The sequence below is a fragment of the Duganella sp. GW821-FHT07F09 genome (genome assembly GCF_059418705.1).
On the sequence record NZ_JBWKQJ010000006.1, the window covers coordinates 262,262 to 288,544 of the forward strand.

17 protein-coding genes are annotated in these 26,283 nt (G+C 64.8%); 4 read left to right on the plus strand and 13 right to left on the minus strand.

Going from position 1 to position 26,283, the window contains the following annotated elements:
• Positions 1-55: 55 nt before the first annotated feature.
• From AC07P1_RS17825 to AC07P1_RS17850, 6 genes are all read right to left on the minus strand, one after another.
• Entirely contained in the window at positions 56-3,106 is a 3,051-nt protein-coding gene (locus AC07P1_RS17825; RefSeq protein WP_494697072.1) for a TonB-dependent receptor, read from the minus strand.
• A gap of 144 nt (positions 3,107-3,250) precedes the next feature.
• The gene (locus tag AC07P1_RS17830; protein ID WP_494697073.1) at positions 3,251-4,804 is read right to left on the minus strand and encodes a tryptophan halogenase family protein; all 1,554 of its coding nucleotides are present in this window, start codon (positions 4,802-4,804) and stop codon (positions 3,251-3,253) included.
• Between the two features lie 347 nt (positions 4,805-5,151).
• The gene (locus tag AC07P1_RS17835; protein ID WP_494697074.1) at positions 5,152-6,597 is read right to left on the minus strand and encodes a sulfatase family protein; all 1,446 of its coding nucleotides are present in this window, start codon (positions 6,595-6,597) and stop codon (positions 5,152-5,154) included.
• Positions 6,598-6,609: 12 nt separating this feature from the next.
• Complete coding sequence (locus tag AC07P1_RS17840) at positions 6,610-8,922, minus strand: TonB-dependent receptor (protein WP_494697075.1); 2,313 nt, start codon at positions 8,920-8,922, stop codon at positions 6,610-6,612.
• 301 nt (positions 8,923-9,223) lie between these two features.
• On the minus strand, positions 9,224-9,562 hold the full coding sequence (locus AC07P1_RS17845; RefSeq protein WP_008447011.1) for a P-II family nitrogen regulator: 339 nt from the start codon (positions 9,560-9,562) through the stop codon (positions 9,224-9,226).
• Positions 9,563-9,716: 154 nt separating this feature from the next.
• Positions 9,717-11,771, minus strand: coding sequence for an NAD(+) synthase (locus AC07P1_RS17850; RefSeq protein WP_494697076.1), 2,055 nt, complete (start codon positions 11,769-11,771; stop codon positions 9,717-9,719).
• A gap of 123 nt (positions 11,772-11,894) precedes the next feature.
• Here AC07P1_RS17850 and AC07P1_RS17855 point away from each other — a divergent pair, with 123 nt between their 5' ends.
• Complete coding sequence (locus AC07P1_RS17855) at positions 11,895-13,028, plus strand: GNAT family N-acetyltransferase (protein WP_494697077.1); 1,134 nt, start codon at positions 11,895-11,897, stop codon at positions 13,026-13,028.
• A 148-nt stretch (positions 13,029-13,176) separates the two neighbouring features.
• On the opposite strand, the gene AC07P1_RS17860 is transcribed toward AC07P1_RS17855, so the two are convergent.
• On the minus strand, positions 13,177-13,662 hold the full coding sequence (locus AC07P1_RS17860; protein WP_494697078.1) for a Dps family protein: 486 nt from the start codon (positions 13,660-13,662) through the stop codon (positions 13,177-13,179).
• A gap of 315 nt (positions 13,663-13,977) precedes the next feature.
• Between AC07P1_RS17860 and AC07P1_RS17865 the strand changes: the two genes are divergently transcribed.
• Positions 13,978-14,565, plus strand: a complete 588-nt coding sequence (locus AC07P1_RS17865) for a Crp/Fnr family transcriptional regulator (RefSeq protein WP_494697079.1) — start codon at positions 13,978-13,980, stop codon at positions 14,563-14,565.
• Positions 14,566-14,679: 114 nt separating this feature from the next.
• Here the strand turns inward: AC07P1_RS17865 and ppa are convergent, their stop codons facing one another.
• The 6 genes from ppa to hemC all read right to left on the minus strand — a co-directional run bounded on the left by ppa (position 14,680) and on the right by hemC (position 20,069).
• Positions 14,680-15,225, minus strand: a complete 546-nt coding sequence (ppa, locus tag AC07P1_RS17870; RefSeq protein WP_494697080.1) for an inorganic diphosphatase — start codon at positions 15,223-15,225, stop codon at positions 14,680-14,682.
• A gap of 94 nt (positions 15,226-15,319) precedes the next feature.
• On the minus strand, positions 15,320-15,691 hold the full coding sequence (locus AC07P1_RS17875) for a translational machinery protein (protein ID WP_315218274.1): 372 nt from the start codon (positions 15,689-15,691) through the stop codon (positions 15,320-15,322).
• A 186-nt stretch (positions 15,692-15,877) separates the two neighbouring features.
• Positions 15,878-17,074: a heme biosynthesis protein HemY gene (locus AC07P1_RS17880; RefSeq protein WP_494697081.1), complete on the minus strand. Its 1,197-nt coding sequence runs from the start codon at positions 17,072-17,074 to the stop codon at positions 15,878-15,880.
• A gap of 2 nt (positions 17,075-17,076) precedes the next feature.
• Positions 17,077-18,234 carry a uroporphyrinogen-III C-methyltransferase gene (locus AC07P1_RS17885; RefSeq protein ID WP_494697082.1) on the minus strand — a complete coding sequence of 386 codons (1,158 nt, stop codon included), beginning with the start codon at positions 18,232-18,234 and terminating at the stop codon, positions 17,077-17,079.
• Positions 18,231-19,031: a uroporphyrinogen-III synthase gene (locus AC07P1_RS17890; protein ID WP_494697083.1), complete on the minus strand. Its 801-nt coding sequence runs from the start codon at positions 19,029-19,031 to the stop codon at positions 18,231-18,233. The genes AC07P1_RS17885 and AC07P1_RS17890 overlap by 4 nt, the downstream gene beginning before the upstream one ends.
• Before the next feature lie 21 nt (positions 19,032-19,052).
• Positions 19,053-20,069, minus strand: a complete 1,017-nt coding sequence (gene hemC, locus AC07P1_RS17895; protein ID WP_494697249.1) for a hydroxymethylbilane synthase — start codon at positions 20,067-20,069, stop codon at positions 19,053-19,055.
• A 163-nt stretch (positions 20,070-20,232) separates the two neighbouring features.
• Between hemC and ppc the strand changes: the two genes are divergently transcribed.
• Positions 20,233-23,115 carry a phosphoenolpyruvate carboxylase gene (ppc, locus tag AC07P1_RS17900; RefSeq protein ID WP_494697084.1) on the plus strand — a complete coding sequence of 961 codons (2,883 nt, stop codon included), beginning with the start codon at positions 20,233-20,235 and terminating at the stop codon, positions 23,113-23,115.
• A 103-nt stretch (positions 23,116-23,218) separates the two neighbouring features.
• Complete coding sequence (locus tag AC07P1_RS17905) at positions 23,219-26,218, plus strand: sensor histidine kinase (RefSeq protein ID WP_494697085.1); 3,000 nt, start codon at positions 23,219-23,221, stop codon at positions 26,216-26,218.
• Positions 26,219-26,283 lie beyond the last annotated feature (65 nt).

Sequence of the window (26,283 nt, forward strand, 5' to 3'; positions counted from 1 at the left end):
AAAGATCGCCGGCGTGGAGAGCGTCCCCGCCGGCGGATCGAGGATTACGACGCGATCAGAACGCGTACGTGGCTTGCACCGTGTAGCGCGGGCCGCTCATGAAGACCTGGCGGGTGAAGTCGCCCGCGTGCTGCTCCATGATTTGACGCGTGTAGGTGTTCGTCAGGTTGGTCCCCAGAATACCCACACGGAACTTGTCCGTGAAGTCGTAGAAGATCGACGCGTCCACCTGACCGTAGCCGGCCTGGTACAGCGGCAGGCCAAAGGCCTGGTCGTTGACGGTCGTCGGGATCAGGTACTTGTCCGCGGGGGCGGCCGGATTCGTGTTCAGACCGTTGTTGCCGCGGCTGCCCCACTGGGTCACGCCCAGCAGGTAGCGCGAGCGCCAGTTGTAGGCCACGCGCATCGACAAGCCGTGCGCTTCGTACATGAGCGCCAGGTTGACCGTGTGACGCGACAAGCCCTGCAACGGGGTCTTGCCGAACGCGCGTCCATCGGTATCGCAGCCGTTGATGAACAGGTTGAAGTTGGTCGACGCGTCGTTGCCCTGGCACCATGCGTTAAACACCGGTTCTTTCAGCTTGCGCTCGCTCGACACATAGGTCCAGCTTGCCTGACTGCCGATGCCGCGCAGCCATTCCGGCACGAAATCATAGTACTGCTGGTGGGCGATCTCGAAACCGCGGGCAAAGCCGTTGGCGCCGTTGACCGGACCGGTGACCACGAACGTGCGCGGCGTGCCGTTCACGTCGACCGCGTTGTAGCTGTAGTTCTTGGTCGTGATGATGTCCTTGAGGTCCTTGTTGAACGCCGAGAACGTCAGCGAACCGGCCTTGGCGAAGTACCACTCGGCGGTGAGGTCGACGTTGGTCGACGTGGTCGGCTTGAGCAGCGGATTGCCGTCGCTGGTGCCGCTCAAGTTGGTGCCGTCGAAGTGGATAGCGGTGGTGTTGCCCGCCGCGTCGCGGGTGACCGTCTGGCTGTGCTGGGCGTTAAGCGTCGTCTGCACCTGGAGCTGGTTGAAGTCCGGACGCGACAGCGACTTGGCCACCGCGAAGCGGAATTGCAGCTGGTCGCTGGCCTTCATGCGCAGGTTCAGACTAGGCAGCCAGTTGTCGTACGAATTATTCACCGACTGCTGTTCGGCGAACGATGCGATGTCGATCAGGTTACCCTGGCCGGTCGGGACCACGCCGCTGTTGCCGGCGGTGGGGAGGGACGGCCGTGTGAACGAGACGTAACCGCTGCCGGCGCCCGTCGTCTTGACGTAGCGGACGCCGATGTTGCCGTCGATCGGGTACTTGAGGTTATCCCAGCCGAAACGCAACTGCGTGTACGCGGCGCGGGTCTTCTCGGTCTGCGTGTTGTTGGCGGCCGGGTCGTTGAAGGTCGCCGGTTTCCACGGATCGCAGGTCGAACCTTTTTCGGCGCACAGCACGTCGTGGTACGAGTGGATTTTGCTCCATTGGTCGGGGAAGCCGCGCACGGTCGCCTCGTCGGCGAACAGCATCGGCGGGATGTTGTATTTGCCGCCGAAGAAGTTATCCATCGTCTGCAGCGAAGAGCCGCCGGCGAAGCGCGGATCGTTCAAACGGGCGACGCCGTTGATCTGCCAGCCTTCCATCCACGGGAAGGTGATCGCCGACCAGTTGTAGAACTTCTGGGCCTTGTGGTTCACGCCTTCGCGGTTGGCCAGGCGCACGCCGAAGCGGATGTCGCGCAGCACCGGGTCGTCGAACGAGAACTTGACGTCCGACTTCCACGCTTTCTGGTTGGCCGAGGCGCGGTCCAGCGCTTCCTGGGTATAGGCCCAGTAGTAGTTTTTCGGGTCGGCCATGTAGGCGGCCGAACCGAGGCCGATCTGCGGCACCTTGCCGGTCATATCCATGGTCTGGTCCGGCAAGATGAAGCCGGTCGACACGTCGGCGTCGAAGCCTTCGGTGGTCGAATGCACATGCTGGAAGTCGTTGGTCCAGGTCAGGTCCGGCGTGATGCGCCATTGGACGTTGAGCGAGGTGTCGCGGGTGTCGGATTCACGCGTATTGATACGCTGCGAGCTGTTGAACGGCGAACCGCCATAGGTCGGGTTCGAGATCGTGCCACTCTGGAAGGCGCCGTTCTTGTCGAACACCGAGTTGCTGCTGGCGACCTGCTGATACCACTTGTCCTCGGACGAGGCCACAACGTGCTCGTCCAGGTCTTCCTTGTAGTGGGTCTTGAAGTAGGTCAGCGAGGCCGTCAAGTCCTTGTTCGGCTTCCACTGCAGGGCCGCGTAATCGCCGCGGCGGGTGCGGTCGAAGTCCTGCGAGCGATAGCCGACGCCCATCGGTATCCATTGCGTCTTGGAGCGGTCGTACAGCGCCGGATCGGTGGAGTTCACGTGCGGGAAGTAAGGATCGACACCCACGCCGTCCGAACGGCTCGGGCTCTTCGCCTTGGCGAAATTGACCAGGGCGCCGACTTCGCCGAACGGCGTGTTCCAGCGGTTCGACAACAGGATGGTGCTGGTCGGCGAGGGTTTGCCCTCGCGCAGGGTGGAATAGGATTCGGAGAAGCCAGCCGTCCCCTTGAAGCCCTTGTAGTCGAACGGCATGGCGGTGCGCAGATTGACCAGGCCGGCGATGGCGCCTTCGACCTGCTCGGCGGACGGATTCTTGTAGACATCGACGCCGGCCATCAGCTCCGGCGACACGTCGGAGAAGCCGAGCGAGCGGCCGCCACCGGCGGAGAACGCGTCGCGGCCGTTGATTTCCGAACGCACGTAAGTCAGGCCGCGCACGGACACGCCGGAGCCTTCGACCGACTGGCGGTTAGGGTCGCCCGCCATGTTGCGGTCGATGGTGACGCCGGCGATGCGCTGCAGCACCTCGGTGACCGAACGGTCGGGCAGCTTGCCGATGTCTTCGGCGACGATCGAGTCGACGACCTCGTCGGCTTCCTGTTTGAGTTTTTGCGCCGATTGAAGGGCGGCGCGCTGGCCGCTCACCACAACGACGGCCGGTGCGGCGCTGGCGCCGTCGGCTGATTGGGCCCATGCCGGGCTGGCGTGCAGCAGGACAACCTGTGCGACCGCCGCTGCGATTGCGGTTTTTTGTAATTTGCTCAATTTCGTCTCCCCGCCTATATTAGGTGGTTTTTGTATTTACAAGTCATAACGCTACAGTGTTGCGTCCTGATACTGGTACCGGTTTCTCTAAGTGCTCGTTCGAAAGTTTATGCCTCCATAAGTTAGGTGATGAAATAACACATGTCAGGCGGCCGCCCGGGATGACACGCCCGCCGCCGCTTGTCCCGCGACATAGGCGCCGTGATCCGGCATCCGCGCCACCGTCTGCGCGATCATGTTGCGCAACGCGGCGAAGTGGCCGTGCGTTTCGCGGATGTCGACGCGATCGGCCAGCGGGTCGTAGCGCTTCGGCACCACGCCCAGGCCCATCATCATCGCCACGAACGAGGGTTCGGCGAAGCCGCCGCGATCGACGATCGCCACGCGTCCGGTCTCGCTAAACAGCTCGATCTGGTGGCGCAGCGACTCCGGGATCGCCATGTTGGCGCAGTAGCGCCAGAATTCCGAATCGTCGCGCTTGGTCAGCTTGTAATGCAGGACGATGAAATCGCGCACCGATTCGTAGCGCATGCCCATGACGCGGTTGAATTCGTCGGCCAGCGCCGGGCTGCAATCGCGGTCCGGGAACAGTTCGAGCAGCTTGCGCACCGCGATTTCGATCAGGTTGATGCTGGTCGATTCCAGCGGCTCGACGAAGCCCGCCGACAGGCCGATCGCGACCACATTCTTGACCCAGGACTTGCGCCGCCGTCCGGTGACGAAGCGCAGCTGGCGCGGTTCGTCGAGCGCGGCGCCGTCCAGGCCGTCGAGCAATACCCGGCGTGCCTGCTCGTCGCTGGTGAAGCCGTTGCTGTAGACGTGGCCGTTACCGGTGCGGTGCTGCAGCGGGATGCGCCACAGCCAGCCGGCTTCCTTGGCGGTGGAGCGGGTGTAGGGCGTCAGCCGTGGGACCGAGGCGCACGGCACGGCCTGCGCGCTGTTGCACGGCAGATACGCGCTCCAGTCCTCGTAGCCGGCCTTCAGCGCGCCTTCGATCAGCAGCCCGCGGAAGCCCGAGCAGTCGATGAACAGGTCGCCTTCGACGCGGCGGCCGTCGCGCAGCTTGACGGCGGTGACGAAGCCGCTCTCGGGATGCTGCTCGACATCGACGATCATGCCTTCGATGCGCAGGGCGCCGCGCGCCACGGCGTAGTCGCGCAGATACCCGGCGTACAGGCTGGCGTCGAAATGGAAGCCGTAGGAATAGGCGTCGCTCATGCCGGGCGTTTCGCCGTTCGGCGGGACGAACTTGCCGTCGCGCGCCATGACCGAGGGCAGCGACCAGTTCTCCATGTCCGGCATGTTGTTGAACGCCTGCGCCAGGCGCAGCCAGTGATGGTGCGCGTCGACGCCTGCCAGCGGCGGGCCGAAATCGCCGAAGGCGTGGAAGAAGCGGTTGCCGACGTGGCCCCAGTCCTTGAATTCGATGCCCAGCTTGAAGCTGGCCTGCGTCTTGCCCACGAAGTCGGCGAAGTCCAGGCCGAGCGCCTCGTTGTAGATGCGGATCGTCGGCAGGGTCGCCTCGCCGACGCCGATGGTGCCGATCTCGGGCGATTCCACCAGGGTCACTTCGCACGGCTGAGTGGGGTGGCGCGCCAGACGCTGGGCCAGCGGGGCCGCCGTCATCCAGCCGGCGGTGCCGCCGCCCACGATGACGATCCTGCGGATCGCGCCGCCCTGCGTGTCATTGCTGCCCATGTCGCCTCCCGTCCCGGTTGTCACACGTTTGCCCGGATTGTTCAGGACAGATTATTTATGACAACGTTTTCATTTAACTTTGAATCGGGGGCGGGTTGGGCACATGCCTGCGATGCCGTGGCGGTGGCGGTGTTCGATAACGTTTTCATGTCTTTGTCTCCTCGTGCTTTTTTTATAAATCCCACAACTGGTGTTGTTCATTGCAAATTAACATTAATGCGAGCGGCGAACAAATAATTATTCCGAAAATGTCGCTGTTTAACCGCAGAAGCTAAACAGGATCGACAAAAGAAAATCCCCGCCGAGACGGGGATTACTGAACTTTAGTTTTGAAATATGACTAACCTTCAGTCGGAAATTCGCCCTCCCGGCGGAACGCCATAGCGATCCGCCTGCACATTCCCGCTGACGCCGTGGGTGCGCACATCCGCTGAAATTGGCAACATTTCCTTGTCCCACGCCTCCCACCGGGCCTTCAGTTGTGCGAACACCTCGGGGTGGCGCTTGGCCAGATTGGCGCGCTCGCGCGGGTCCTTGACCACGTCGAACAGGAACTCGTTGCCGCTGATCCGCAGGTACTTCCAGTCACCCGAGCGGATGGCGCGCTGGGCGTTGGCCTTGTACCGCCACAGCACCGTGCGTTCGCGCGGCTTTTCCTGGCCCAGCAAGGTCGGCAGCAGGTTCTGGCCGTCCGGCGGATAGGCCGGATCGGGCGCGCCGCCTGCCGCCGCCAGCAGCGTCGGCAGCCAGTCCATGCTGACGGCGACCTGGTCGGTCACCTGCCCCGCCGCGATCTTGCCGGGCCAGCGCACGATGGCCGGCACGCGGATGCCGCCCTCCAGCAGCTCGGTTTTTTGCCCGGACAGCGGCCAGTTGTTGGAGAACCGTTCGCCGCCGTTGTCGCTGGTGAAGATGACGATGGTGTTCTGCGCCAGGCCCTTGTCCTCCAGCGCCTTGAGCACGCGGCCGATCGAGGCGTCCAGCGATTCGACCATGCGGCCATAGGTGGCCAGGTCGCCGCCGTCGTAGTGGAAGATGTTGTCGATGTCGCGCGAGACCGCTTCGTCGCCCGGCCCTTCCCACGGCCAGTGCGGCGCCGTGTAATGCAGCGACAGCAGGAACGGTTTGCCGTCCTTTTGCCTGTTGACGAAGTCGACCGCGCGCGCGCCCAGCAAATCGGTGTAGTAGCCGATCTGCCGCACCGGCACCTCGTCCTCGTACAGGTCCTCCTTGACGTTCGGGCCGACGCCGGGCTTGTGCGTGAAGTAATCGATGGCGCCGCCGTAGTTGCCGAAGAAACTGTCGTAGCCGCTTTTGATCGGACCGAAGTTCGGCAGCGAGCCCAGGTGCCACTTGCCGATCAACGCGGTGTCGTAGCCGTTTTTCCGCAGCAGCGACGGCAAGGTAGGATGCGTGCGCGGCAGGCCGATGGTGTCGGAGGCGCCGTGGATAGGCTCCTCCAGGCCGCCGCGCAGCCGGTACTGATAGCGGCCGGTGATCAGCGCGAAACGCGTGGCCGAGCACACCGCCGAGTTGGCATACGCCTGCGTGAAGCGCAGCCCCTGCGCGGCGAGGCGGTCGAGGTGCGGCGTCTTGATGTCTTTCTGGCCGTAGGCGCCCAGGTCCGCGTGGCCGAGGTCGTCGGCCAGGATGAAGATGATGTTCGGCTGCTGTTTGTTCGCGGCCAAGGCGCCCGGCACATAGCCCGCCAGCGCCAGCGCCGGCAGGGTTTTAAGGATGCGACGGCGGGCGTTGTCGGTCCGTTTGATGGTGGTGTTGATTTTATCGGTCATTGCTGGTCTCCATTAAAAATCCGCGCGGGCGGTCAGGCCCACCTGGCGCGGCGTGCCGATCACGGTGTTGTAGGCGTTGGGGCTGGTGTTCCACATGCTGGTGTAGTACTGCTTGTCGAACACGTTTTTGGCCCACACGGAGATGTCCCAGCGGGTTGAGCCGTTTTTTAGTTTAATCCCTGCCGACAAGTTGGTCAGGCTGTAGGCGGGAATGCGCGAATATTCGGACGCGTCCAGCGTGCCGTAGGTGCCGCCGCGATAGGCGTAGTTGACGTTGCCGTAGGCTTCGATGTTGGCGGCGAGCGCGTGCGCGTATTGCGCGCTGAGGTTGCCGATCCAGCGCGGCGCGTTGACCAGCGCCGCGCGTCCCGACAGGTCGCACGAGGGTCCCGGGCGCTCGGCCGGGCATGGCGCATTTTTGTACTCGGTGTATTTGACGTCGTTGAACGAGCCGTTGGCGCCCAGGGTGAAGCCGCGCACCACGACCAGGCTGGTGTCGAGCTCCAGGCCCCGGCTGCGCACGTCGCCGGCGTTGGTCAGGTAGGACGTGGCGCTGACGGGATCGTAGGCGTTGTTCTGATAGCCGTGCACCTCGTTCCAGAACAGGCTGGCGTTGACCTGCGCGCGCCGTCCCAGCAGATTGCTCTTGATGCCCAGTTCCAGATTGTTGGCCTTCTCGTTGTCGACCTTGAGCGAGGACACGCCGGCCGCGCCCGGCACCGACAGGTTGATGCCGCCGGATTTTTCACCGTGCGAGACGCTGCCGAAGGCCAGCACGTCGGTATCGAGCTTGTACGCCAGGGTCAGCAGCGCGGACGGGCTCAGGTTGTTCAGGCGGACGTCGCCGGAGTTGTAGGCGCCGTAGCGGGCGTTGCGCGAGGCCAGCGCCGCGCCGGTGACCGGCGCGCCGACCGGGACGTTGCGCACGACGCGCGCCAACTTGTCCTCGTAGGTCGCGCGCAGGCCGGCGGTCAGGTCCCACTTGGGATCGATGTGCCAGATCGACTGGCCGAACAAGGCGTAGCTGTTGACCCGCAAATGGCCGTCTGCGTAGCTGCTGACGTTGCTCCAAGCCCCGGCCGGCGTCGCGTTGAAACGGTCGGCCAGCGGCCCGTTGACGGTGAAGTTGGTGTTGTCCAGGTTCTGGTAATAGTAGTACGCGCCGAGCACCGACTCGACCTCGCGCCCGAGCGGCGTCGCCAGCCGGAACTCCTGCGTGAACTGGCGGTGGCGCGTGGAGGCGCCGACGTTGAGCACCACCGGCACGTCGAGGCCGTCTTCATTGTGCGGCGTGAAATCCCAGAAGCGATAGGCGCTGATCGAGGTGAACTTGTAGTCGTTGTCGAGCTTCCAGTTGACCTCGCCCGAGACGCCGCCCTGGTGCACGTCCACGTGCGAGCCGGTGTCGAGGTTGACCTGCCGCAAGGTCGGATCGGTGACCGGATGGGCGCCAACGGCGGCGGCCTGCGTCAGGAAGCGGCCGCTGGGACCGGCGCTGTAGAAGATCAGGGTGCCGTTGTTGGAATCCTCGACGTTGTAGTCGGCGATCAGGCGCGCGCTGAGCTGGTTGTTGGGTTCCAATAGCAACTGCGCGCGCACGCCTTGGCGGTCGCCGCCCTGCACCTTGTCGCCGTTGTGGATGTTGGTGATGTAGCCGTCCTCGTGCGTCTTGTACAACGAGATGCGGCCGGCGGCCGTGTCCGAAAACGCGCCCGAAATCACGGCCTTGCCCTGCGCATAGCCCTGCTCGCCGATGGACAGCTGCGCGCTGTTCTCGGAGCGGAAGGTCGGCTGTTTGCTGGTGATGTTGAGCACGCCGGCGGTGGTGTTTTTGCCGAACAAGGTGCCCTGCGGGCCGCGCAGCAGCTCCAGTTGCTGGATGTCCAAGGTATCGAAAGCGGCCATGCCCGGACGGGCCAGATAGACGTTGTCGAGGTAGACGCCGACGCTGCCCTCCAGGCCGTCGCTGGCCGGGTTGTTGCCGAGGCCGCGCACGGCAAAGCTCATCTGGCGCGCGTGGACGTAGTTGACGGTGGTGCTCGGCAGCAGCTGCTGCAGATCCTGCACGCGGTAGACCCGGTTATTTTCGAGGCTGTTCGCGTCCAGCACGCTCATGGTCGTGGGCACGCTCTGCGAGGTCTCGTTGCGGCGGCGGGTGGAAACGGTCACGCGGGCGATGATCTCCTGCGAGGCGTCGGCGGTGGCGGCGGCAGCGGTGGCTGTTATGGTTGCGTTCGCCTGCTCCGGGTCAGCGTTCCCGTCGGACGCATCGGCGGTCGCCGTCAACAGCGACAACGCCAAGGCGAAAGGGATGTTCGTATTCATTGTGCGGAATCTTGATAAGTGGAAAGTTTGGCTATATTACTAATCCACCTAGCTAACTCGAACTAATATAACCAAGCAACCATATGCGAAAATTACGGCTTGGGACATCTGCGTAATCAGGATTCACGTAGGGCGGATTAGCGCAGCGTAATCCGCCATGGGTGCGTCTCGACGGCTCACGCATTGGCGGATTACGGCGTTCCGCCTAATCCGCCGTACGTGTTTTAGATGGAAGCGGACGCCCGGGTCCACAAAAAAAATGCCGGCTAGGCCGGCATTGGAATGTGTTGCGTGGAGAAGCTTACACCGCGTCCGCGCCGGTTTCGCCGGTACGGATGCGGATGACCTGCTCGACGTTCTGCACGAAGATCTTGCCGTCGCCGATCTTGCCGGTGCGCGCGGCCTTGATGATGGCGTCAACCACCTGCTCGGCCACGCCGTCGTCGACAACCACTTCCACCTTGACCTTCGGCAGGAAGTCGACGACGTATTCCGCGCCGCGATACAGTTCGGTATGACCCTTCTGGCGGCCGAAACCCTTGACTTCGGTGACCGTCAGGCCGGTGACATTGACTTCAGCCAGTGCTTCACGCACCTCGTCCAATTTGAACGGCTTAATCACAGCGGTAATCTGTTTCATGACTTCTCCTTATGGGCAATCTAAATTCAAAAATCTGTAGCCGGCGATCCGCAAGCGATTGAGTGTATTGTAATCGACAACTTGCGACTGTCCACTCCCGACTGAAAAACCGGCCGAAAACCCGCAATTTTCGCGATTTTCATCTGATTTTTATCTATTCTTGCACCGGAATGGAGCGTAATTCGTCCATCCACACCACGCTTTGCGCATCGCTCGGCGCGCGCCAGTCGCCCCTTGGCGACAACGATCCGCCGGTGCCGACCTTGGGCGCGTTCGGCACGCAGCTGCGCTTGAACTGGCTGGTGCGGAAGAAGCGGTCCAGGAAAATACCCAGGTTCTTCTTGATCGCCGCCAGGTCGTACTGGTTGCGCGTGACATGGTCGCCATCCGGCCAGCGCCCCTGCTCCCTGTCCTTCCACGCGTTGAGCGACAGGAACGCCACCTTCGACGGCCGGAAGCCGAACCGCAGCACGTAATACAGGTTGAAATCCTGCAGCTCGTACGGACCGATCGTGCTTTCGGTGCGCTGCTCGGGCTGGCCTTCGGCGGTGCCCGGCACCAGTTCGGGACTGATTTCGGTCGCCAGGATGTTCAACAGCACCTGCGCGTCGTTGCGGCCGATCACGCCCGACTCGGCCACCCAGCGCACCAGGTGCGAGATCAAGGTCTTCGGCACGCTGGCGTTGACGTTGTAGTGCGACATGTGATCGCCGACGCCATACGTGCACCAGCCCAGCGCCAGCTCGCTCAGGTCGCCGGTGCCGACGACGATCGCGTGGTGGTGGTTCGCCAGGCGGAACAGGTGGTTGGTGCGCTCGCCGGCCTGCACGTTCTCGAACGTGATGTCGTACTGCGCCTGCCCCTCCGAATACGGATGGTTCAAATCCTTGAGCATCTGGATGCAGCTTGGACGGATGTCGATTTCCTGCGCCGAGCAGCCGACCAGCTTCATCAGCGCGTGCGCCTGCGTCAACGTGCGTTCGCTGGTGGCGAAGCCGGGCATCGTGTACGCCAGGATGTTGGTGCGCGGCAGCTTGAGCTTGTCCATCACGCGCGCGCACACCAGCAGCGCGTGCGTGGAGTCGAGCCCGCCGGAGACGCCGATCACCACTTTCTTGATGCCGCTCGACGTCAGCCGCTGCGCCAGCGCCTGCACCTGGATGTTGTAGACCTCGTTGCAGCGCTCGTCGCGGCGGCGGGCGTCGGCCGGCACGTACGGGAAGCGTTCGACGCAGCGCTTGAGCGCCAGCGGCTCCTCGCGCCCGATCTCCAGCTCGAAGAAGACGGTGCGGAATTTGTTGACCTCGGCGGCGTGGCGCTGCACCGATTGCGCGAACGTGTTCATGCGCATGCGCTCGCGCGACAGGCGCTCGAGGTCGATGTCGGCGAAGGTCAGGCTGGGTTCATCGGTGAAGCGCCTGGACTCGGCCAGCATGTCGCCGTTTTCGCAGATCACGCCCTGCCCGTCCCAGGCCAGGTCGGTGGTCGATTCGCCGCCGCCAGCCGAGGTGTACAGGTAGGCGGCGATGCAGCGTGCCGACTGCTGCGACACCAGTTGGTTGCGGTAGCCGGCCTTGCCGACCAGCGCATTGGACGCCGACAGGTTGACCAGCACCGTGGCGCCGGCCAGCGCCGCGAACGACGACGGCGGGATCGGCACCCAGACGTCCTCGCAAATCTCGACGTGGAATTTCAACAGCGGCATGTCGGCCACCTCGAACAACAGGCCCGAACCGAATTGCACGCGCTCGCCCAGCAGGTCGATCTCGGTGGCGACCGCGTAGTCGCCGCTGCTGAACTGGCGCGCATCGTAGAACTCGCCGTAATTCGGCAGGTAGCTCTTGGGCACCACGCCCTGGATCTGGCCGTTGGCGATGACCACCGCGCAGTTGTACAACTGGTGCTCGACCCGCAGCGGCGCGCCGACCACCAGCGCCATCTTCCATTGCGCCGAGGCGGCGACGATCGCATCGAGCGCGTCGAGGCAACCGTCGAGCAAGGCGCGCTGATGGAACAGGTCGTCGCAGGTGTAGGCCGACAGGCCCAATTCGGGAAACGCCACCAGCGCCGCGCCCTGCGCCGCCGCCTGCGCGGCCAGCGCGATGGTCTGTTCGGCGTTATAGGCCGGATCGGCGATGCGGCACACCGGCGCCGCGATGGCGACCCGGGCGAAATCATGCGTGTACAAATTAAGAAAATTCGAGCTCATGTAAAGTCTTTCGCGTGCGCAACCAAACAAAAGCCAATTATCGCACGGCCATGGACGCGCCGCCGCCAACGGATCGGCGCCGGATAGGCTAGACTGGCGCCAACATCAGAGCTGGAGCAAAGCGTGTCAGAAGCAGAGTTTTCGATCATCGACTCGTTGGAAAATATCGACCAGGCGCAGTGGCAAGCCATCGCCGGCGACAACCCGACCTTGGCCTACGCCTTCCTGCACGCGCTGCACGACACCCGCTGCGCCTCGGCCCAAACCGGCTGGACGCCGCGCTATCTGGTGATGCACCGCGACGGCGTGCTGGCCGCGGCCATGCCGCTGTACTTGAAAGATCACAGCCGTGGCGAATACGTGTTCGACCACGCCTGGGCCGACGCCTTCCACCGCAATGGCATTCCCTATTACCCGAAGCTGCTGTCGGCGGTGCCGTTCACGCCGGTGACGGGTGGCCGCCTGCTGGCGCATACGCAAGCAGATCGACAACTGCTGGCGCGCGCGGCGTTGCAGGTGGCCCGGCAGCTGGAGACTTCGTCGCTGCACATCCTGTTCCCCGACGAGCAGGACCGGCAAGCGCTGGAGGCCGCCGGCTTCATGCTGCGCGAAGGGGTGCAGTTCCATTGGGACAATCCGGGGTATGCCGACTTCGACGCCTTCCTGGCCAGCTTCAAGATGGAGAAGCGCAAGAAGATCCGCCAGGACCGGCGCCGCGTGCATGACGCGGGGATCACTTTCGCGCATCTGGCCGGACGCGACATCACGCCGGACGTGCTGCGTTTTTTCTATAGCTGCTACGTGTCGACCTATCACGCGCACTTTTCCAAGCCTTACCTGACCTTGAAGTTTTTCGAGCGGCTGCTGGACGAGGTGCCGGAAAGCTTGATGATCGTGCTGGCCAAACGCGGCGGGCAGCCGGTGGCGGTGGCGTTGAACCTAGTGGGCGGCAACATCATGTACGGCCGCTATTGGGGGACGCAGGAATTCGTCTCCGGCCTGCATTTCGAGACGTGTTACGTGCAATCGATTGAATACTGCATCAAGCACGGCATCGCGCGCTTCGAGGGCGGCGCGCAGGGCGAGCACAAGATGTCGCGGGGACTGGTGCCGACGCCGACGTGGTCGGCGCATTGGATCGCCGATGAGCGCTTCGCCGATGCGATCGCGGATTTCCTGGCGCAGGAGACGGCGGCCATGAATCAATATATCGACGAGCTGGGGGAGCACGTGCCCTTCAAGCCAGCCGGCGCATGATTTTCGGTAAAACACGTAGGGCGGATTAGGCGGAACGCCGTAATCCGCCACTCCATGAGCCGCCGACACGCATGCATGGCGGATTACGCTTCGCTAATCCGCCCTACGTGGAACAACTCTACGCATACGACACGTTCGGTTGCGTGCTTTACTCTTCCAGCAGGCTACGCAGCATCCACGCGGTCTTTTCGTGCGTGTCCAGGCGCTGGGCCAGCAGGTCGGCGGTCGGCTGATCGTCCGCGCCCTCCACCAGCGGCAGCAGCTTGCGGGCGGTGCGCGCGGTCGCTTCCTGCGCCTTGACCAGGTGTTGAACCATCTCCATCGCCTTCGGCACGCCTTCGACTTCCTTGATGGTCGCCAGCTTGACGAACTCGGTGTACGTGCCCGGCGCCGGATAGCCCAGCGCGCGGATACGTTCGGCGATCAGGTCCAGCGCGGTCCATTGCTCGGTGTACTGCGTCATGAACATCTGATGCAGGCTGTTGAACATCTGACCCTTGACGTTCCAGTGAAAATTGTGGGTCATCAGGTACAGGGTGTAGCTGTCAGCCAGCAGGCCGGACAGGCCGGCGGCGATGTTCGCGCGACTTTCGTCGGAAAGGCCGATATCGATCTTGGAGGCTTTTGCGTCCATGTGTAACTCCTTCTATTAGCTTGGACCTTTATTGTAATGGTATACGGCCCTCGGCGTCGGAAGGTACCCGGGCACAAACCGCCCCGCGGCCGCATCGGCGTGCGCCCAAACGGTGCCGGACAATACCCACATTTCATTCACGGGTTAAAATCAGGTTGATACAATTTTGTCCCGAGAGATGAAACCAGTTTGCTTCACAGCATTTTCAATCAAGCCTATACTCTATGCCCCGTTGTATGGTTTTATGAGGAATGTGGCACACACAGCATGAATGCAGATTTTATAAAACAACGGAACCGCTTCAAGTCCGCCACGATGAAGCGAATCAATGTCAGTGAAGAGTCTTACACCAACGTGACGAATCTGCTGGCGACGATCGCCCAGCCGTTTCACGCGCGCAAAGGCGAGTACCTGCAACATGCCGGCGTGCCGGCCACGCAGGTGCATTGGCTCGCCAGTGGCGTCGCCCGCAGCGGATTCTTCAATCGTGACGGTGTCGAGATGACCTTGCGGTTCTTCCGCGAGGGCGAATCGGCCACCACGCTGACCGATCTGATCACCGGCGAGACCGGCCAACCGGCAGTGCAATTCCTGGTGGCAGAGACGACCATCCACGGGTTCACCCTGGACTGGGCGCAGTCCTGCGCCCTGCGCGCCCAGCATGAAGTGTTGCAACATTACCATCTTCAGGCCGCGATGCACGGTTTACAGAGTCTGGCGCAACGCGCCTACAGCAGCGGCGAGACCTCGGCGCAAGAGCGCTTGGCGGCGTTCCGCGAGGAATATCCGGGATTGGAGGCGCGCATCTCGCAACGCGCGATCGCCTCCTATCTGGGCATCACGCCGCAATACATGTCGCGTTTGCGGCGCGAAGCCGAGGCCGAGGCCGCCACCCGCGAATAAGCCGGCCCGGCCTGGCCGAATAAAAAAAGCCCCATGTGTGCTTGCCGGGACCGAAGTCCCCGCAAAGCCACATGGGGCTTTTTGCTGCCGGCCGGTGATTCAGCCGACGGTGTATCAGGCGTTGGCGGCCGATTCTTTGTTGTACGAAGCGACGCCGTTCAGGATTTCCTGTTTAGCATCTTCCGGGCCGTACCAGCCGTCGATCTTGACCCATTTGCCTTTTTCCAGGTCTTTGTAGTGCTCGAAGAAGTGCTGGATCTGGCGCAGGCGCAGTTCGTTCAAGTCTTCCGGCTTCTGCCAGTGGCTGTAGATCGACAGTACCTTGTCGACCGGCACGGCCAGCACTTTGGCGTCTTCACCGGACTCGTCGGTCATTTTCAGCACGCCGATAGGACGGCAGCGCACCACCACGCCAGGGATCAGCGGGAATGGGGTGATCACCAGCACGTCGACCGGGTCGCCGTCGTCGGACAGGGTGTTCGGCACGTAGCCGTAGTTGCATGGGTAGTGCATCGCGGTGCCCATGAAGCGATCAACGAAGATCGCGCCCGATTCCTTGTCGACTTCATACTTGATCGGATCGGCGTTCATCGGGATTTCGATGATCACGTTGAAGTCGTTTGGCAAATCGCGGCCGGAAGGCACTTTATTCAAGCTCATGGGGTTCCTCGTTGTTGTGCTGACAAATGTTTAACTGCGTAATTATAACGAAGTCCAGAGCGCTTGTGCATTGCAGCACTACCGTGCGGAAATTTTAATGGGTCAAATCGGACTTGACGAAATACTTGCGCGCATAGGTCAGCAGCTCGCTGTCGTTCGGATGATCGACCGTTTCCACGCTGACGACCTTGTCGGCGGTATCGGCGTGGCGCTTGGTCATGTGGCGCATCAGCGCCAGCTTTTCCTGGCCGGGGCCGACCACCAGGATTTGCTTCGCTTCGGTGAGGGCGGCGATGACCTCGTCCATGTAGGTGGTGTCTTCCTCGGCGCGGTTGTTGCTCACGACACCGGCCTTCTGGTGCTGCGACGTGGTCTTGATCACTTCGGTCTCGGCGTCGTCACGGGTGAAATGGATAACGTGGGCTTCGGTCTGGTCGAGCCAGACGACTGCGTGTTGAAACGACATGGGATTTTTCCTTGAGGTGGGGGTGCTGCGGAGGGCCGATGGAACGAGAAGCCAGCCATCGGCCAGTGCAACCATGGTGCGCCCTAATGCCGCCACCATCTGTACGCAACCGTACCCAGCCCCAAATGAAAAAGGCCGGCTCCACTGGAACCGGCCTTGCGCGCTTGAATCCGGGGTCATTTCACTTTAAAGGATGGTTGCCAGCGCGCACTGGCGGTAATGGTTGGCGGCCTCTTCCGGCTGCTGCAGCGCTTCGTGCATCTGCGCCAGCTTCAGGTGCGATTCGCGCACCATGCGCGGATCGGACGCGTCCGACAGCGCCTGCTCCAGGTAGCGCTGCGCCTTGCCCCACAGTTTCTGCTTCAGGCACAAGGAGCCGAGCGTGAGGGCCAGTTCGGCGTCGGTCGGCCGCGTGTGCAGCCATTTCTCGCACGCTTCGATCTGCGCCAGCAACGCCGCCGAGCCGGCCGGCGCCGCCGCTTCGCGGTAGGCGCGGATCACGCGGTCGTCCCAGTCGGCCGCCAGCGATTCCTCGGCCACCCTGCGCGCTTCGTCGTGCAGGCCGCGCGCGTTGAAGGCGGTGGCCGCCAGGCAGGCGACATACGGCTTGACACGGTCGCTGTTGGGCACCGTCGCCCAGACCCGCTGCAGCGATTCGGCGTCGTTGGTGTGGTCCGACAGCATGTCGGCATAGGCCAGCTCGCGCAGCCGCGCCGACAACGCCGGATGCAGCGCGCGGTGCTTGTCGAGCGAGCGCACCAGGCGCAGCACTTCCGGCCAGTTCTTGGCCTGCTGCTGGGCCTTCAACGACCATTGCAAGGCGTGGATGTGGCGCGTGCCGCTGGCGTTGAGCTCGCGCACGGCGTCGAGCGCGGCCTCCGGCTGATGGTCGTCGACCAGCAATTCGGTCATCGTCATCAGGCGCGCCGTCTTCATGACGTTGTCGTCGTTGAGCTTGGCCAGCCACTGGTCGCGGCGCGCGCCCTGGCGCATGCGGTGGGCGGCGCGGGCGCCGATCAAGGCGGCGACGCCGGCGTTCTCCGGCAATTCCGAGGCGCGCACGGCGGCCTTTTCGGCGTGGCCGAAGCGGCCTTCGAACAGCGCCTTCAGCGCCTCGCGCAGGCCCTTGTTGCCATCGCGCTCGCGCTTTTGCTGGCGGTAGGCCGCCACCTTGGCCGGCATCTTGAGGGTGGCGCGCAAGGCGCGCAGCACCGCGTACAGGAACACGAACAGGGCCGCCGCCAGCACGCAGAAGAAGTTGAGCGACATGTCGATCCGGTGCGGCGGGTAGAACAGCACCACGTTGCCCGGATTGAAACGCGCCGTCACGGCGATGCCGATGGCCGCTGCCATCAATGCGACCAACCAGAGAAATAATCGCATGGCTATTGCTTCGCTTTGTAGTTACGCACGGCGTTCAGGCTATCCGACAAGGTCGGCATCTCGATCGCCAGATTGCTGGTCTGCACCTGGCGCAGCAGCGCCTGCACGGTCTGGGTGTTCTTGGCGCGGGTGTCGAAGTACTTGACCAGCGCTTCCTGCGCGGCGATCAGGTCGGCGCGGAACGCGGTTTCGTTGCGCGACAACAGCGCCATGCGGGCATTCAAGAGGCGCAATTTGAGGTTCTCGCGCAGGAAATAGGCCTGCGTCGGCGACAGCATCAGCGCGTCCGGCGTTTCGACGCTGCGCACGCGGATCAGCTGGCGCACGTCGGTCCACATTTCCGTGCTCCACCCGGTCCAGGTGTTTTGCAGCGCCAGCAGCCATGGATTCGGCTCGCTCGCTTCAACCACCGGCAGCGGCTTGCCGTTCTTGTCCAGCACCGGCTTGAGCTTGACCTTCTTCTCCGGCGGCGCCGGCAGGGTCGGCTTCTCGTCCGACAACATCGGCAAGGTGTCGATCTGCGCGATGACGTTGTCCAGGCGCAGCGCGACGCCGACCGAGTCGACGCTCGGCAGGGCCTTGAGCTTCTCGGTGTCCTTGGCGATGGCGCGGCGGATCGTGATGAATTGCGGCTTGTCCGAGCGCGACAGGCTGCGGTCGGCGTTTTGCAGCGCGATCAGCGCGCCGGGCACGTTGCCGGCCAGTTGCAGTTGCTGGCTGGCGGTCGACAACACTTGTTCGATCTCGGTCAGCGCCCACTCGTCGCGGTTCTTCGACAGGTCCTGGTACAGCTGCTCGAGCGCCAGTTGCTGGCTCTGCGCCTCCAATTGTTTGCTTTCCAGCAAGCCAACCTTGATTTGCAGTTCGCGGCTGGTTTCCTGCACGGCGCGCGCCAGGGTGCCGGTTTCGGCGTTGGTGGAGTCGCCCTTTTGCAGGCGCAGCGCCATTTCCTGACGCAGCTTGCCCATCTTGTTATGAGTCGACCAGGTCTGGGCGGCCAGCAGCACGGCCAGCACCACCACCCCGCCCAGCAGGATGCGCGGCTGCTGCAGCGTATCAAGCAGCCGGGGCTCGGGCGGCGATTTCAGCGGCGCGGACGGGGACTCGGCGGCGGATGCGTTCGAGGCGACAGGGTCGGGTAATGTAGGCAAATCGTTCATAGGCGTGATTGTAACGCGGCCAGCAGGCGTTCGTCGCCTGATCCGGTGAGCGTCAGACGGGAAAAGCCCAAATTCCTTGCGGTTTCGGCAATTCGGGCATGCGGTACGATCAAATGCTGTTGTTGCATCGATACAACATATGGGGGTGTGCCGCCGGTTTTTTTTGTATCGAGCTCGGCCAGGAGGTCGCACAGGCCGCGCAGCGCCTCGGAACTGGTGACGATCCAGTCGTTTTGTTGCCCGAGCAACCGGCGCAACGTGTCTTCCAGCGCCGGCGTCAGGTGCGGTACGGAACGACGGTAGGCGGCGACCACCTCGACCTTGGCGCCGGCCGCGCGCAGGCCGTCGGCCATCAGCTCGCGTCCACTCTCGCCGCGCACGATCAGTACCGGCCGGTCCTTCAGCGCGGCCAGATCCAGCGTTTGCAGCAGATGTTCGGAATCGCTGTGACCGTTGTCGGCCGGGCTGACGATGTCGAACTTGTCCGGCGTGACGCCGTGCGCGGCCAGCGCCAGCCGGCTGCCCTCGCCCACCACGGCGGCCGTCACGCAGGCCGGCCACTGTTTAATATGGGCGAAGGCGGCGTCGATGGCGTTGGGCGACACGAACGCCACCATCGCGTAGGCCGGCTCGGGCGCGCACAGCCGCTCCAGCGCCGCCCGCAACGCCGACTGGTCCGGCAGCGGCGCGATCTCCAGCAGCGGCAGCAATTCGACCTCGCGGCCCAGCGCGGCCACGCGGGCCGCCAACGGCCGCGCTTGCGCCAGGGGACGGGTGATGACGACGATACCGGTCATCCCAGGGTCATCCGATGGTCATCAAACCGGCCGGGCGCCGGTCGAGCCGTCGGCGTTCAGCTCGCGCGAGCGCGCCTCCTCCTCGGCCTGGGCGGCGTCGCTCAGGCATGCGGCCAGGATGCCGACCGCGTCCTGCGCGCGCAGCAGTTCGGACACCCGCAGGCCCAGCGCCTCGGGATCGGCGGCCGGGCCGCGCACCTCGGCGCTGGCCACGCGGCTGCCATCGGGCGTGCCGACCATTGCGCGCAGGTGCATCTGGCCGCCATCGACGGTGGCGTAGGCCGCCAGCGGAATCTGGCAGCTGCCGCCGAACACCTTCGACACCTTGCGTTCGGCCGTGACGGCCTGCTCGGTGGCCAGGTCGTTGAGCGGCGCCAGCAAGGCTTTCAGATCGAGCCCGTCGTCGCGCTCGGCGATCTCGATCGCCATCGCGCCCTGCCCGGCGGCCGGCAAGCTGTCCTCCGGCGCCAGCACGGCGCGGATACGCTGCGGCAGGCCCAGGCGTTTGAGGCCGGCGGCGGCCAGGATGATGGCGCTGTAGTCGCCGCGATCGAGCTTGGCGAGGCGGGTATCGAGGTTGCCGCGCAGCGGCTTGATGATCAGGTGCGGATAGCGCGCCGCGATCAGCGCCTGGCGGCGCAGGCTGCTGGTGCCGACGATGGCGCCCGGCGGCAGGTCGGCCAGGGTGGCGTAGTCGTTGGAGACGAAGGCGTCGCGCGGGTCTTCGCGCTGCATGACGGCGGCCAGCGCGAAGCCCTCGGGCAGCTCCATCGGCACGTCCTTGAGCGAGTGGACGGCCAGATCGGCACGGCCCTCGGCCATCGCTACTTCCAGTTCCTTCACGAACAGGCCCTTGCCGCCCACCTTCGACAGGGTGCGATCCAGAATTTGATCACCTCTTGTCGTCATTCCGACAATTTTGACATCGCACTGCGGATATAATAATGTCAAGCGTTCACGAACATGCTCGGCCTGCCACATGGCCAGGCGGCTCTCCCGCGACGCGATCACCAATCTGGACGGGGGAGTTTGGACCACTTCGGATGTTTTCAAAACCAGTTCTTTCGCTGTAGCTGACGCTCACCGGCGCTGGCCAGTAAATCGCGCGTGTTTAAGATCACAAATTTTATCATGCTCACCTTCATGCAGAACCGGGCTACCAGCCTTTGCACCGACATTTCACATCTTTGCGGCTTATCACATGGCAAAACAATCTAGTGCAATCGACGACAACATCGCTGAACAACCAGGCGCGGCCACCGAAGTAGACAAGGACGCGCCCCTTAAGGAAGATATCCGCCTGCTCGGCCGCCTGCTCGGCGACGTGTTGCGCGACCAGGAGGGCGAGGAAGTGTTCGCCGTGGTCGAAACCATCCGTCAAACGGCCGTGCGTTTCCGCCGCGAGGCCGACGCCGGCGCCGCCAAGGAACTGGACGGCATGCTCAAGATCCTCACCCGCGAGCAAACCATTTCGGTGGTACGGGCATTCTCGTACTTCTCGCACCTGGCCAACATCGCCGAGGACCAGCACCACATCCGCCGCCGCCGCGCCCACCTGCTGGCCGGCTCGAACGCCCAGAAAGGCAGCGTCAGCTTCGCGCTGTGCAAGCTCAAGGAAGCCGGCGTCAGCGGGCAAACCGTCGGCGAGTTCTTCGACCAGGCGCTGATCGCCCCGGTGCTGACGGCCCACCCGACCGAAGTGCAGCGCAAATCCATCCTCGACGCCGAGCACGACATCGCCCGCCTGCTGGCCGAGCGCGACCTGCCGCTGACGCCCAAGGAAAAGTCCGCCAACATGCACCTGCTGCGCGCGCGCATCGCCACCCTGTGGCAGACCCGCATGCTGCGCTACACCAAGCTGACCGTGGCCGACGAGATCGAAAACGCGCTGTCCTACTACCGCACCACCTTCCTGCGCGAACTGCCGGGGTTGTACGACGACATCGAAAGCGACATCGCGCACCACTACGGCAGCGCGCCAACCGACGACCAGGAACCGCAGGTCAAGCCGATCAACGCGCCTTATGTACAGATGGGTAGCTGGATCGGCGGCGACCGCGACGGCAATCCCAACGTCAACGGCGGCACCATGCAGCACGCGCTGGTGCGCCAGGCGACCACCATCCTCGACTTCTACCTGGAAGAGGCGCACACCCTGGGCGCCGAGCTGTCGATCTCGACCCTGATGATCGGCTGCACCCCCGCCCTGCAGGCGCTGGCCGACCAGTCGCCGGACACCTCCGACCACCGCGCCGACGAGCCATACCGCCGCGCCCTGATCGGCATCTACGCGCGCCTGGCCAGCACCGCCCGCGCCCTGGGCGCGACCAACATCCTGCGCAAGGAAGTGGGCCACGCCGAGCCGTACGCCAGCGCCGCCGAATTCTCGGCCGACCTGCACACGCTGGTCGAGTCGCTCACCGCCAACCACGGCGAAGTGCTGGTGCGCCCGCGCCTGTCGACATTGAAGCGCGCGGCCGACATCTTCGGCTTCCACCTGGCGTCGCTGGACATGCGCCAGTCGTCCGACATCCACGAGCGCGTGCTGGCCGAGCTGTTCGCCAAGGCCGGCGGCGAGCCCGCCTACGCCGCGCTCGACGAGGACGCCAAGGTGGCGCTGCTGCTGAGCGAGCTGTCGCAACCGCGCCTGCTGTACTCGCCGTACATCGACTACTCCGACGAGACCGATTCGGAGCTGGGCGTGCTGCGCGCGGCGCGCCAGATCCGCGACCGCTACGGCGCCCGCGCGATCCGCAACTACATCATCTCGCACACGGAAACCGTGTCCGACCTGCTGGAAGTGATGCTGTTGCAAAAAGAGATGGGCCTGCTGCGCATCGCCGCCGGCGAAGGCGACGGTCGCACCGAGGCCGAACTGGACCTGATGGTCATCCCGCTGTTCGAAACCATCCCCGACCTGCAACGCGCCGCCGGCATCATGGAAGCGGTGATGGCGCTGCCGCTGGTCAAGGGCCTGATCGCCAAGCAGGGGCAGATCCAGGAAGTCATGCTGGGCTACTCGGACTCCAACAAGGACGGCGGTTTCCTGACCTCGACCTGGGAACTGTACAAGGCCGAAACCCACCTGGTGACGGTGTTCGAAAAAGCCGGCGTCAAGCTGCGCCTGTTCCACGGCCGGGGCGGCACGGTCGGCCGTGGCGGCGGTCCGAGCTACGAGGCCATCCTGGCCCAGCCGCACGGCACCGTCAACGGCCAGATCCGACTGACCGAGCAGGGCGAGATCATCGCCTCCAAGTTCTCCAACAAGGACATCGGCCGCCGCAACCTCGAGCTGCTGGTCGCCGCGACCCTGGAAGCGAGCCTGATGCCGCAGTCGGAAGACAGCGCGCACCTGGCGCGGCTGCGCGAGTTCGAGACGGTGATGGCGGAGATCTCCGACCGCGCCTACAAGGCCTACCGCAACCTGGTCTACGAGACCCCGGGCTTCACCGACTACTTCTTCAGCGCCACGCCGATCGCCGAGATCGCCGAACTGAACCTCGGTTCGCGTCCGGCCTCGCGCAAGTCGACCAAGCGCATCGAGGACCTGCGGGCGATCCCGTGGGGCTTCTCGTGGGGCCAGTGCCGCCTGCTGCTGCCGGGCTGGTACGGCTTCGGCAGCGCCATCGGCGCCTGGGTCGCCGACGGCGACAGGCCGCAACGCCTGGCCCAGCTGCAGTCGATGTTCAAGGAATGGCCGTTCTTCGCCACCCTGCTGTCGAACATGGACATGGTGCTGGCCAAGACCGACCTGGCGATCGCCTCGCGTTACGCCGACCTGGTGCAGGACAAGGAACTGCGCGACCGCATCTTCAAGCGCATCACCGAAGAGCACGCCAACACCCTGACGATCCTGCAGGACATCACCGGCGCCTCCGAGCGCCTGACGGGCAACCCGCTGCTGGCGCGCTCGATCCAGAACCGCATCGCCTACCTCGATCCGCTGAACCACTTGCAGGTCGAGCTGATCAAGCGCCACCGCGCGCTGACGATCGACCCGGCCAAGGCGACGGACGAGCGGGTCCACCGCGGCATCCACCTGTCGATCAACGGCGTCGCGGCCGGCTTGCGCAACACCGGCTAAGCCGCACCGCCGTCGACTGAAGGACCAGCGCCCCGACCGATCATCGGGGCGTTTTTTCGCCATCTTCATTCTGGTTTGATTGAAATCCGCTATGCTCCTTGTCATGGACATCATCGCAAGTTGGACACTCCTGCGCGCCCGCTTGCTGATGGTGGCCGCGCTGTGCGCACTGACCTGCCCGGCCCCGCCCGCGCGGGCGGCCCAGCACGCGCGCCTGCTGGGCGACTACGCGCACCGCGCCTGGACCGCCGCCCAAGGCGCGCCGGCGCAAATCCAGGCCATCACGCAAACGCCGGACGGCTGGTTGTGGCTGTCCACGCCCACCGGCTTGTACCGTTTCGACGGCGTTAATTTCGAGCGCCGCGACCAGGTCGGCGGCCAGCCGCTGCTGTCGACCATCGTGCTGCCGCTGCACACCGCGCCCGACGGCGGCCTGTGGGTCGGCTACCGCTTCGGCGGCGCCAGCGTGTTCAAGGACGGCAAGGCCGCCCACTACGGCGCCGACAACGGCTTCCCGCCCGGCGCCGCCCACAGCTTCACCACCGCCCCGGACGGCGTACTGTGGGCCACCACGGCGCGCGGCCTGGCCTGGCTCGACCGCGCGCGCGGCCGCTGGGTGCGGATCGGCCCGGACAGCGGCTTCGATCCGCCGCAGGCCATCTGGCAGGTGCTGTTCGACCGCGCCGGCACGCAATGGGTCTCGACCTCCAGCAAGGTCTACTACCGCCGCGCCGGCGAGGCGCGCTACCGCGTCGCCAGCCCCGGCGACATCGAACTGGCGTCGCTGGCCGCCGCGCCCGACGGCACCGTGTGGGTATCGAACGGCGTCGACGCCAATTATCGCCTGTCGCAAACGCCACCGCCGGCCGGCGCCAGGCCGCCCCGGCCGGAACTGCCCGGCAGCGGCATGTGGTTCGACCGCGCCGGCACGATGTGGCTGGCGAGCGATACCCACGTCGAGCGCGTGCTGCCGGACGTGTTTCCCGATCCACGCCAGCGCCTCACGCGCGACCAAGGCTTGAGCGGGCTGAGTCCGCAGACCTTTTTTGAAGACCGCGACGGCAATATCTGGTTCGGCACGGCGACCGGCCTCGATCGCTTCCGCCGCCACCGCGCGTTGCCGCTCCCGGGCGACCAGCCGATCGTCACGCCGGGACTGGCGGCCGACGTCGACGGCAAGGTCTGGCTCAGCAACTTCAGCACCAGCGCCTGGCTGATGGACGCCGAAGGCCGCCAGCACGCCACCCTCGACAGTGGCTTCTGGAGTTCGGCGGCGGGCGATGGCGGCCGCGCGCTCGGCAGCTACAAGGGCATCTGGCAGGCGGCGCGGTCCGGTGTAACGCTGATCCCTTCGCCGCCGGGGCCGCTACGCGACAGTTCCACCATCTACGCTCTGGCGCGCAGCCGCAACGGCGACTGGTGGGCCAGCTATCTGAATTACGACCTGTTCCGCCACCGCGACGGCAAGTGGGAGCAGCCCTACCCGTCGCTGCCGAAACTGCGGGTGATGTCGCTGCTGTCGGACAGCCGCGACCGGCTGTGGATAGGCTACCAGGGCAACCGCATGGCCGTCGTCGACGGCGGCAAGGTGGACTTGATGGGCGCCGAGCACGGCCTGCGCATCGGCAACGTGCTGTGCATCTACGAGCGCGACGGCAATTTATGGGTGGCGGGCGAATCCGGCGTGGCGCGCCACGACGGCCAGCGCTTCGTGCCGCTGCTGGCGGCCGACGGCCACGAGCTGCGCGGCATCAGCGGCATCGTCGCCACCGACGGCGGCGAACTCTGGCTGCACGGCCACGACGGCGCCTTCCGCATCCCCGCCGACCAGCTCAAAGCCTTCGTGCGCGACGGCGCCAGGGTGGCGTACGAACTGCTGGGCAATGAAGAGGGCCTGACCGGCACCGTCCAGCCCAGCGGCCCGTTCCCGTCGATGGTGCAGGCCGGCGACGGCAAGCTGTGGCTGTCGACCACCAGCGGCGCGATGCTGATCACGCCCGGGACCATCCGCCGCGACCCGATCCCGCCGCCGGTCGAGATCATCTCGGTCTCCAGCAACGGCAAGCGCTACGCCGCGGCAAAGCCGCTGCGCCTGCCGCAGGGGGCGAACAACCTGCACATCGCCTTCACCGCGCTCGGCTTGTCGGTGCCGGAGCGCGGGGCCTTCCGCTACAAACTCGATGGCGTCGACCAGGACTGGCAAAACGCCGAGGGCCGGCGCGAAGCGTTCTACACCAACCTGCAGCCGGGCCGCTACCGTTTCCAGGTGATCGCCGCCAACCGCGACGGCGTATGGAACATGGACGGCGCCGCGCTCGACATCGAGCTGTCGCCGACGTTTGTGCAAAGCGTGTGGTTCAAGCTGCTGTGCGGGACGCTGTTGATCCTGCTGGTGGCGCTGGCGTGGCGCTGGCGGCTGGCGCAGGTGGCCAGGCTGATCGAGGCGCGCCAGCTGGAGCGCCTGAGCGAGCGCGAGCGCATCGCCCGCGCGCTGCACGACACCTTCCTGCAACAGGCGCAAGGCACGATCCTGATGATGCAGGCGGCGATGGAGCAGATCCCGCCCGCCCTGCCCGCGCGCGCCGCGATGGAGCGCGGCATCGGCTATATCGAACGGGCGCTGGTCGAGGGCCGGGACGAGGTGATGGGGCTGCGCTCGGCGTCGAACGGCAACGAAACGCTGGCCGAGGCGCTGGCATGTTTCGGCAACGGCCTGGCCGAAGTGCTGCCGGCGCGTTTCCGCCTGGAGGTGCGCGGCACGCCGTACCCGCTGGAGGCGGCGCTGCGGGACGACCTGTTCGCCATCGGCCGGGAAGCGATCGGCAACGCCTTCCACCACGCCGAGGCCGGGGAGATCGCGGTGGAACTGGACTTCGGCGCTGACGCGCTGACCTTGCGGGTGCGCGACGACGGCAAGGGCATCCCGGACGACATCCTCGACGAAGGCAAGCGGCGCGGCCACTTCGGCCTGGTCGGCATGCGCGAACGCGCCATGCGCATCGGCGCGGCGTTGGAGATGGGCAACGTCGACACGGGCGGCGCCTTCGTCCGTGTCACCGTGCGATCCACGATGAGATCCACGGAAACACGTAGGGCGGATTAGGCGGAACGCCGTAATCCGCCATCTATGAGCCGCCGACGGAGCATGCATGGCGGATTACGCCTTCG